This window comes from Mesorhizobium sp. M7A.F.Ca.CA.004.12.1.1 (assembly GCF_003997835.1).
Taxonomy (GTDB): Bacteria; Pseudomonadota; Alphaproteobacteria; order Rhizobiales; family Rhizobiaceae; genus Mesorhizobium.
The window spans coordinates 1-9,555 of the sequence record NZ_RZRK01000171.1 but is presented as its reverse complement, the minus strand read 5'-3'; the positions used below and the strand labels follow the sequence as shown (position 1 = coordinate 9,555).

Genomic DNA, 9,555 nt, shown 5'->3' with positions numbered 1-9,555 from the left:
ATGCGTTCGCCGAGACGGTCGACCTGGCCGGCAAAATGCTCGCCGTCGCGATAGGCGAAGAACAACGCGATCATCATGAACAACAATGTCAGGAGCAAGCCGAAAGCGCTGCCGCCGGCGGCCAGCACACCGCGATAGATGCTGCCGATGTTAGCGCCGCTGACCAGCTGGATCAGTTCACCAATGCCGCCGGGATGGCCGAAATTGGTCGTCCACTGCTGGTTCAGCCACTCGCCCACGACAGGCATGGTGGCGATCCAGTGCGGTGTCACCGCGCCATGACGGTTGGTCTCGATCGCCCAGGCGACCCATTCGCGGACCTCGTTGATCGCATAGGTGCCGGCGAGCGCGATCGGGATCACCAGGAAGGCTAAGATAAAGAGGATGGCTAAGGTCGCGGCGATGGTGCGGTTGCCACTGACCGCGACAAGCAGGCGGCGGTAAAGCGGCCAGCTTGCGAAAGCGATGACGAGCGCCGCCAGCACCGGAAACAGGAAGCCGTGGAAGAAATAAACGCCGGCGGCGACGATCAGCACCAGCAGCCAGCGCGCCGCCGACAGCGGCGGGATGACGGCGGACCTGAGCGGCGTCGACAGGCCGAACAGGCGTTGCTGCCGTTCCGGTTTCTGGATTTTTGCTTCCTTCAAACGCCTGGCTCTCCCAAACACCCCTCCTGTCTATGCACTGATATAGTGCAGCAATCGTGACGATAGTCCAAATGATTGGGGATCTCCCCCCTCGAGGGGGAGATGGCCGGCAGGCCAGAGGGGGTCGCCGCGCGTGAAGCGCTAACCTCCTCTGCCGGCGAAGGAGGTCGCGTCCAGTCGTGCCGACCCCCTCTGTCGCCTTTGGCGACATCTCCCCCTCGAGGGGAGATTAGCAGCGCTACCCAAATTTCCCCGTCCTCGGGAATCCCTTCGGCACCATCCGTCCGGCCGACGCACGGGCACCGATCCACTCGGCCAGTTCCTCGCGCGACCTTGTGAAGGTGCGGTCGGCCGAATCCTGCCAGGAGAGGCCGGTCTCCAGCGTGAACGGTTTGAGATCGAGAAGGCCGCCATCCTTGTATTTCTGCAGCCGCACGCCCTTGCCGCGGCCCATCTCCGGAATCTCGGCGAGCGCGAACACCAGCATCTTGCGATTCTCGCCGACGATGGCGAGATGGTCGCCGGTGACCGGGATGCAGCGCTTGGCTTCGTCCGGCGCCTTGACGTTCATCACCTGCTTGCCCTTGCGGGTGTTGGCGACGACTTCCTCCTCCGGCACGATGAAACCGTTGGCGTCGTGCGAGGCCAGCAGCAGCTTGCGCTTCGGGTCGTGGACGAAGGCGGTGACGATGTCCTGGTCATTGTCCATATCGACGATGATGCGGATCGGCTCGCCATGGCCGCGCCCGCCAGGCAGCCGGTCGGCGCCGATGGTGTAGAATTTGCCGCCGGTGGTGAAGACCAGCACCTTGTCGGTGGTCTGGGCATGGAAGGCGAGCTTGAGGCTGTCGCCCTCCTTGAAGGTCAGCGTCGAGAGATCGGCCAGATGCCCCTTCATCGCCCGCAGCCAGCCCTTTTCCGACACGACGACCGTGACCGGCTCGCGCTCGATCATGGCGTGTGCGATGTCGGCCAGATCATGCTCGGGCGCGTCGGCGAACTGGGTGCGGCGCTTGCCGAGTTCGGTCTCCGGACCGAACTTGTCGCGGATGTTGGTGACTTCCCATTTGATCGTCGCCCACTGCTTCTCGTTTGAAGCAAGCAGTGCCTCGATCTGCTTCTTCTCCGCGCTCAGGCCGTCGAATTCCTTGCGGATCTCGAATTCTTCAAGCTTGCGCAGAGCGCGCAACCGCATATTGAGGATGGCTTCGGCCTGGGTGTCGGTGAGCGACCAGCGGGCCATCATCACCTGCTTTGGCTCATCCTCCTCGCGGATGATCCTGATCACCTCGTCGATGTTGAGGTAGGCGATCAAATAGCCGGCAAGTATCTCCAGCCGTCTTTCGATCTCGCCAAGCCGATGTTTCGAGCGGCGGATCAAAACCTCGCGGCGATGCTCGAGCCACTCCTGCAGTACGCCCTTCAGCGACAGCACGTTGGGCACCTTGCCGCGCGACAGGACGTTCATGTTGAGCGGGAAGCGGCTTTCGAGCTCGGTCAGCTTGAACAACGATTCCATCAAGATGCCGGGATCGACCGAACGGCTCTTCGGCACCAGCACGACGCGGACGTCCTCGGCGCTTTCGTCCCTGATGTCCTCGAGCAGCGGCAGCTTGCGTGCCATCAGCAGTTCGGCGATCTTCTCGATCAGCCGCGCCTTCTGCACGCCGTAGGGTATTTCGGTGACGACGATGCTCCAGGTGCCCCTGCCCTGGTCCTCCTGGAACCACTTCGAGCGCACGCGAAAGCCACCGCGGCCGGTTTGATAGGCTTCGAGGATCGAGGCGCGGCTGTCGACGATGATGCCGCCGGTCGGGAAATCCGGCCCCTGGACAAACTCCATCAGCTTCGCCACCGGCGCGTCCCGGTTTTCGATCAGGTGAAGTGCGGCATCGCAAAGCTCGGCGGCGTTGTGGGGCGGGATCGATGTCGCCATGCCCACCGCGATGCCGGACGAGCCGTTGGCCAGCAGATTCGGAAAGGCGCCGGGCAAAACCACCGGCTCCTCGTCTTCTTCATTGTAGGTCGGCCGATAATCGACGGCATCCTCGGTGATGCCGGACAAGAGTTCGGTCGCCACATCGGTCATGCGCGCTTCGGTGTAGCGCATGGCGGCGGCGTTATCACCGTCGATGTTGCCGAAATTGCCCTGCCCGTCGACCAAGGGATAGCGCATCGAAAAATCCTGCGCCAACCGCACCAGCGCGTCATAGATCGACTGGTCCCCATGCGGGTGGAACTTGCCCATCACCTCGCCGACGATGCGGGCGCATTTGGCAAAGCCCTGGTCGGGGTTGAGCCGCAGCAGGCGCATGGCGTGCATGATGCGGCGATGGACCGGCTTCAGTCCGTCGCGCACATCGGGCAGTGCCCGGTGCATGATGGTCGACAGCGCATAGGCCAGATAGCGCTCTTCCAGCGCCTTCTTCAGATCGACCGGTTCGATATGATCGCCACCGCCATTTTCAGGCGGCAAAAGCCTTTTTCCCATGGGCTCGGACTAGCCGAGCGGGTGATTCGCGGCAAGAGCCCGACAGAGATACCGGCCCTTCTGCAACACGAAACCGCACCCCGGGGGATGTCGGCCAACATCAGCCTGTTACATGCGGGTTCTATGGCCAAGCGCGACGACATCCGGCTATCGGCTCTTCATGACAAATTCACCGGTTTGCGCAAAGACGGTGGGATCGGGTTTGCCTTTCACCGCGATTTTTGACCAATGTGCCGGGACACGCCTTTTTCCGGTCCAGTTCGTCACGGAATGGTGATGGCGCAAATAATTGAAAAAACAATTTCAGGACACTCTCAGGGACCTTGCGATGACAATCAAACGCTCAACTCTTAGGAAATTAGCCCTTTCGACCTTCTTGCTCACGCTGCCGCTGAATGCGGCCCTCGCACAGGATACGGCAGTGGCCGACCGGCTGAAGGCCGCGCTTGTCGCACAAGGTGTCGACATCACCTGGACTGGCGTGACCGGCGACAACACCAGCATGGTGCTGCAGGGCGTTGCCATCAAACCGGCGGCGGAGAAGGAAGCGCTTCCCATCGGCGACGTCAAACTCGAAGGTGTGACCGAGGCAAATGGCGGCTATGACATCGCCACCGTATCGACGGCTGCCTTCACACACAGCAAGGACGGCGTCACCCTCGACCTCAGCCCCTTCGTCATCCATGACATGACAGTTCCGGCCGACGGCGCCACCGGCCCGCTCGGCTCGCTGATGATGTACAAGTCAGCCGAACTCTCGAACATGACCGTCAAGGTCGCCGACAAGACCGCCTTCTCGATGGATGGACTTGCCATCGAGATCACGCCGCCGGCGGACGGCAAGGCGATGGAATTCACCGCCACCACGGAGAAATTCAACGCCGACCTGACGCTGGTGGACGATCCGAAGTCCAAGGAAGTCATCAACGCGCTCGGCTACCAGAACATCGCGGGCAATCTCGAAATGGCCGGCACCTGGCAGCCCACGGACGGCAAGATGGAACTGTCGAAATACGACATCTCGGTCGAGAATGCCGGCACGCTCGGCATGACCTTCAATCTCGGCGGCTACACGCTGGACTTTATCAAGTCGCTGCAGGAAATGCAGAAGAAGATGGCTGCACAGCCCGAAGGCGCCGACAATTCGGCGCAAGGCATGGCCATGCTCGGCCTGTTGCAGCAGCTTTCGTTCAACAGCGCCTCGATCCGCTTCGACGACGATTCGCTGACCAACAAGGTTTTGGACTATGTCGGCAAGCAGCAAGGCATGTCCGGCAAGGACATCGCCAACCAGGCCAAGGCGATCGTGCCGTTCGGCATGGCGCAGCTCAACAATCCGGAACTGACGGCGCAGGTTACGGCCGCGGTCAGCAAATTCCTCGATGATCCGAAGAGCCTCGAAATCTCGGCCGAGCCGCCGGCATCCGTGCCGTTCGCACTGATCATGGCGGGCGCCATGTCCAACCCGCTCGACCTGCCGAAGACGCTCGGCGTCACCGTCAAGGCCAACGAAGACTGATCGAAGTAGTTCCCTTCTCCCCGTCACTATACGGGGAGAAGGTGCCGGCAGGCGGATGAGGGGCAGCGCCGACGCCTACAAATTGCAATTCATGCCGAACCGATTGCCTGTCAGAAGGCGTCAGCTGCAACGGCCGTTCGCCAATCGCCCGCATCCGCGCTGCCCCTCATTGTCCTGCCGGACATTTCTCCCCGTATAGAGACGGGGAGAAAGGGCAGTTGCAACGCCGCCGTCAGTCCTTCTTGGGCACGGCAACGCGCAGCGCCAGGTCGCGAAGCTGCTGCGGGCTCGCTTCCGAAGGCGCGTTCATCAACAGATCGTAGGCCTGCTGGTTCATCGGGAACATGGTGATCTCACGCAGGTTCTTGGCGCCGAGCAGCAGCATGACGACGCGGTCGACACCGGCGGCCATGCCGCCATGCGGCGGCGCGCCATACTGGAAGGCGCGGTAGAGGCCGCCGAAGCGCTCCTCGACCGTGGCGCGATCCAGCCCGACCGTCTCGAATGCCTTGACCATGGTTTCGGGCAGATGGTTGCGGATACCGCCGCTGGCGATCTCGAACCCGTTGCAGACCATGTCGTACTGGAACGCCTTGATGCCGAGCAGGTCCTCGCCATTCAGCGCATCGATGCCACCTTGCGGCATCGAGAACGGGTTGTGGGCGAAGTCGATCTTCTTCTCTTCCTCGTTCCACTCGAAGAACGGGAAGTCGACGATCCAGCACAGTTCGAAACGCTCGCGGTCGACAAGGTTCAGCTCCTCGCCGGCACGGGTGCGCGCAGCCCCCGCGAAGGAGACGAACTTCTTCGGATCCCCGGCGACAAAAAAGGCCGCATCGCCGTCGGCAAGGCCGAGTTGAAGGCGGATCGCCTCTGTGCGCTCCTCGCCGATGTTCTTGGCGAGTGGGCCGGCGCCTTCGAGCTTGTCACCCTCCTTGCGCCAGAAGATATAACCCAGCCCCGGCTGGCCCTCGCCCTGCGCCCAGGAATTCATGCGGTCGCAGAAGGCGCGGCTGCCGCCGGTCTTTGCCGGAATGCCCCACACCTCGGCCTTCGGATCGTTGGCCAGGATGTTGGCGAACACCTTGAAGCCGGAATCGCGAAAATGGTCGGAAACGGCCTGCATTTCGATCGGGTTGCGCAGGTCCGGCTTGTCGGAACCGTATTTGCGCATGGCCACATTATAGGGGATGCGTTGGAAATTCTGCGTCACCGGCTTGCCGTTGGCGAAGGTCTCGAAGACCCCGCGCATGACAGGTTCCATGGTCGAAAGCACGTCGTCCTGCTCGACGAAGCTCATTTCAAGGTCGAGCTGGTAGAACTCACCAGGGAGACGATCGGCGCGCGGGTCCTCGTCGCGGAAGCAGGGCGCGATCTGGAAGTAGCGGTCGAAGCCCGACACCATGATCAGCTGCTTATACTGCTGCGGCGCCTGCGGCAGCGCGTAGAAGGTGCCGGGATGGATGCGCGACGGCACCAGGAAGTCGCGCGCGCCCTCGGGCGACGACGCGGTGAGGATCGGCGTCGAGAATTCGGTGAAGCCGACCTCGCCCATGCGCTTGCGCATTTCGGCGATGATTTTTGTACGCGCAATGATGTTCTTGTGCAGCGTCTCGCGGCGCAGATCGAGGAAGCGGTATTTCAGCCTTATATCCTCGGGATAGTCGGGCTCGCCGAACACCGGCAGCGGCAATTCCTTGGCCGCCGACAGCACCTCGATCTCGCGGGCGAAGATCTCGATCTCGCCGGTCGGCAGATTGGCGTTCGTGGTCTCGGGCAAACGCGCCTTGACCTCGCCGTCGACCCGAATGACCCACTCGCCGCGCACGGTTTCGGCGACCTTGAAGGCAGGAGAATCCGGATCAGCGACGATCTGGGTCAGGCCATAATTGTCGCGCAGGTCGATGAAGAGCAGACCGCCATGATCGCGCACGCGATGCACCCAGCCCGACAGGCGAACGGTCGAGCCGACGTCGCTCTTCCTCAACTGGGCACAGGTATGGCTGCGGTAACGGTGCATTGTCATTGGTAAAGTCCGGGGTGCTCTAGTTGCCGGCCAAGGCATCGCGGCCCGGCCCTGAAAATTTGCGCGAAAAGCGCATGGGAGGCCGGATTTGTCAAGGCAAGCGGACTTCCGTGTCCATGGTGTTCGCCGCCCGGTAGCCGGAGCGAGGCAGCGCGAGGATCAGCGCGGCGCTCAGCCTGTGAAGGAAACCGCCACAGGGCCACAACCGTCAGGCTTGCTCTTCAGCTTCATCGTTGCCTTCCAGTTTTTTCCGCAGCGCCGTCATGACCCTGTGCGTGGTGTTGATGTCCTCGACCAGCAGGCCATCCGCGAGGTTTTCGATCCAGGGCGCCTGCAAATGCATCGCGGCATCGAAAGTCTGTCTTCCCTTGTCAGTCAAAACGACAAGCTGCGCACGCTGATGATGCGGGTTGGCCTCGAAGGCGACGAGCCCTTCCCTATGCAGGTCGTTGACGATCCGTTGGACATTCTGGCGGCTGGCTCCCAGATCGCGCGCCAGCCACGCGACCGGCTGAGGGCGTTCGGCGGTCACGACAGCGCCGAGAACCTGCCAGCGGGCGCTCGTCAAACCGAGGTCGGCGACCAGCCTGTCACCCGATGTGAGCATTCGGCTGTTGAGCCTGAACAGGTCGAGAATGAGATCGGTCAAGGCATTGCCGGCAGGTGTTCGCTTGGCATCAGGCATATGACATCCTATATTGCTATTGACATTATGTTGTCAAATAGATATGTAATCAAGGTAACAGATTGGCACCATAACACCAATTAACGGAGCTTATGATGTCGCTCATGCGCCCACTGAACCCCGCTTTCCCGATCGACCGCCAGATCGCGATCGATGCTACCTCCGTCGTGCTGGTCAACGTCTTCACGCTCGACAAGGCCGACGAGCAGACCTTCCTCCATGCATGGCAGGATGATGCGGTCTTCATGAAGCAGCAACCCGGCTTCATCTCGACCCAGCTTCACCGCGCAATCGGCGAAAGTCCGGCCTATTTCAATTATGCCATATGGGAAACGATGGCTGACTTCCGGGCCGCGTTCTCGCATCCCGAGTTCAGGGCGAAGCTCTCGGCCTATCCGTCCTCGGCCGTCGCCTCTCCGCATCTGTTCCAAAAGGTGGCGGTGCCGGGCATCTGCCTGGCTTAAACGGTTGCAAGAATGGTGGGAAAGCCATGAGCAAGGTCATTCACCCAGTCGCCGGGACGGTCGCGATGCTGACGATCGCAAGCCTCTGGCTGTCGACGGTCCTCAGTGAGATGTTTGCCTCCCAGGTGGCGATAGCCGCCGTCAAGATGGCCATACCGTGGAGCTTCCTGTTGCTCGTTCCAGCGCTGGCGGCGGCGGGAGGTTCGGGCTTTGCGGCGGCCAAGGGCCGGCAGGCCGGGCTGATCGGCGCGAAGATCAAGCGCATGCCATGGGAAGATCAAGCGCATGCCATGGATAGCCGCCAATGGTCTCCTGGTTCTCATCCCCTCCGCACTCTTCCTCGCATCCAAGGCGAGAGCCAGCGAGTTCGACACCAGCTTCTACGCCGTGCAGGCGCTCGAATTGGCCGCCGGCGCGACGAACATCACGCTACTCGGCCTCAACATGCGCGACGGGTTCAAAATGAAGGGCCGGCTCCGCCGTCGGCCCGCTCGGCCCGTCAAAGCATCACCTCTATGAGCCAAGCGCCGACAGCCGGAGGCGATGGGCAAGGTGATCGACGACCAGTAAAGCGTTGGCGGAAGAGGTCTCCGCCCGGTGAAGACGAATCTCCGCCCCGGGCAGCGGCGGCACATGGCGGCCTGGATGGACGCCGCGCAGGCCAGGCGCAAGCATGCTGCCTTTGACCACGGTGACCGCCAGGCCCTGTTCAACAATTGCCTCCGTGGCTGAGAGGCTCGGGCTGACATAGGCCAATCGCCATGGCCGGCCTGCCTTGTTGAGCGCCTCAATTGCCCAGGAACGAAACAGGCAATCGGGGCTCGACAGAGCGACGGGCAGCGGATCGAGTTCCTCGACGGCTCGCGTCGCCGCCGCTGCCCAAATCGCCCTTTCGCGGCATATCAAATCTCCCTCGGTCGTACCTTCCGGGTGCATGGCGATGACGGCGTCGAACGAGGACCCAAGCCGTTTCAGGAGCCGGGCGGTAAGACCAATCTCCATTTCGACCTGCACCAACGGAAATCGCTCGGCGATGCCAGAAAGGAGGCGCGGCAGGATCTTGGTGCCATAATCTTCCATGACCCCGATTCGAACCTGTCCGGCCACCTGCTGACCGGAAACACGCGCAATCGCCTGCTCATTGAGAGCAAGTATGCGGCGGGCATCGATCAGAAAGCCCTCCCCGGCGGCGGTGAGTTCAACGCGGGCTGTCGAGCGCCGGAACAAGATGGTCTCGATGCGCTCCTCAAGACGTTTCACCTGCAAGCTGACGGCCGCCTGCGTTCTATTGAGCTGCTCGGCGGCTCGCGTGAACGAGAGTCGCTCGGCAACGACGACAAAGGCCCGCAGAAGGTCCGGATCGAGATTCGGGATACTCATAGTGGAATGTTATCAAACTCATTGAGCTTATTCGATTCCTTATGGCCCGCCTTCCCGATATCCCCGGTTCCGAGCCAGCAAGGTCGGGAACCATGGAAATCACAGGAGTGCTCGCCGCGATTCTCTCCAGCGCTTTCGGGGGCACCGCCGTTGGCGCAACGCGATATCTCGCGGGCACGCTCGATCCTCTCGCTATCGGTGCGGTCCGGTTCGGCGGCGGCTTTCTGGTTTTGGCCGCCGTAGCTCTCTGGCGGCGAGACAGGTGGCCGCCGAAGAGCGACTGGCTCGGCACTGGTGCATTGGGTCTTCTGTTCTTCGGGCTGTTTCCGGTGCTCTTCAATGG

Annotated in this window: 9 protein-coding genes and 1 pseudogene; 5 read left to right on the top strand and 5 right to left on the bottom strand. The window is 61.9% G+C overall.

The window, feature by feature from the left end; translation table 11 throughout:
• Positions 1–647: AI-2E family transporter (locus EN984_RS11715; RefSeq protein WP_127383748.1), on the bottom strand; the 647-nt coding region annotated here is incomplete at its 3' end.
• Positions 648–885: 238 nt separating this feature from the next.
• The gene (parC, locus tag EN984_RS11710; RefSeq protein WP_127267504.1) at positions 886–3,138 is read right to left on the bottom strand and encodes a DNA topoisomerase IV subunit A; all 2,253 of its coding nucleotides are present in this window, start codon (positions 3,136–3,138) and stop codon (positions 886–888) included.
• On the opposite strand from parC, the gene EN984_RS11705 reads away from it, so the two are divergent.
• Both EN984_RS11705 and EN984_RS11700 read left to right on the top strand, forming a co-directional pair.
• Entirely contained in the window at positions 3,094–3,363 is a 270-nt protein-coding gene (locus EN984_RS11705) for a hypothetical protein (protein ID WP_127258120.1), read from the top strand. The genes parC and EN984_RS11705 overlap by 45 nt on opposite strands.
• A gap of 103 nt (positions 3,364–3,466) precedes the next feature.
• The gene (locus EN984_RS11700) at positions 3,467–4,657 is read left to right on the top strand and encodes a hypothetical protein (protein WP_127267503.1); all 1,191 of its coding nucleotides are present in this window, start codon (positions 3,467–3,469) and stop codon (positions 4,655–4,657) included.
• 232 nt (positions 4,658–4,889) lie between these two features.
• Here EN984_RS11700 and aspS read toward each other — a convergent pair whose 3' ends face one another.
• Together aspS and EN984_RS11690 are read right to left on the bottom strand one after the other, a co-directional pair.
• Positions 4,890–6,677, bottom strand: a complete 1,788-nt coding sequence (gene aspS / locus EN984_RS11695; protein ID WP_164748989.1) for an aspartate--tRNA ligase — start codon at positions 6,675–6,677, stop codon at positions 4,890–4,892.
• A gap of 214 nt (positions 6,678–6,891) precedes the next feature.
• A complete protein-coding gene (locus EN984_RS11690; protein ID WP_127271416.1) occupies positions 6,892–7,368 on the bottom strand; it encodes a MarR family winged helix-turn-helix transcriptional regulator in 477 nt (158 codons plus the stop codon).
• A 95-nt stretch (positions 7,369–7,463) separates the two neighbouring features.
• Here EN984_RS11690 and EN984_RS11685 point away from each other — a divergent pair, with 95 nt between their 5' ends.
• Together EN984_RS11685 and EN984_RS11680 are read left to right on the top strand one after the other, a co-directional pair.
• The gene (locus EN984_RS11685) at positions 7,464–7,832 is read left to right on the top strand and encodes an antibiotic biosynthesis monooxygenase family protein (RefSeq protein ID WP_127271415.1); all 369 of its coding nucleotides are present in this window, start codon (positions 7,464–7,466) and stop codon (positions 7,830–7,832) included.
• 26 nt (positions 7,833–7,858) lie between these two features.
• A pseudogene (locus EN984_RS11680) lies at positions 7,859–8,351 on the top strand (hypothetical protein).
• Here the strand turns inward: EN984_RS11680 and EN984_RS11675 are convergent.
• Complete coding sequence (locus EN984_RS11675) at positions 8,346–9,212, bottom strand: LysR substrate-binding domain-containing protein (protein WP_127272768.1); 867 nt, start codon at positions 9,210–9,212, stop codon at positions 8,346–8,348. The pseudogene EN984_RS11680 and the gene EN984_RS11675 overlap by 6 nt on opposite strands.
• Before the next feature lie 92 nt (positions 9,213–9,304).
• On the opposite strand from EN984_RS11675, the gene EN984_RS11670 reads away from it, so the two are divergent.
• On the top strand, positions 9,305–9,555 hold a 251-nt coding region (locus tag EN984_RS11670), incomplete at its 3' end, for an EamA family transporter (RefSeq protein ID WP_164765441.1).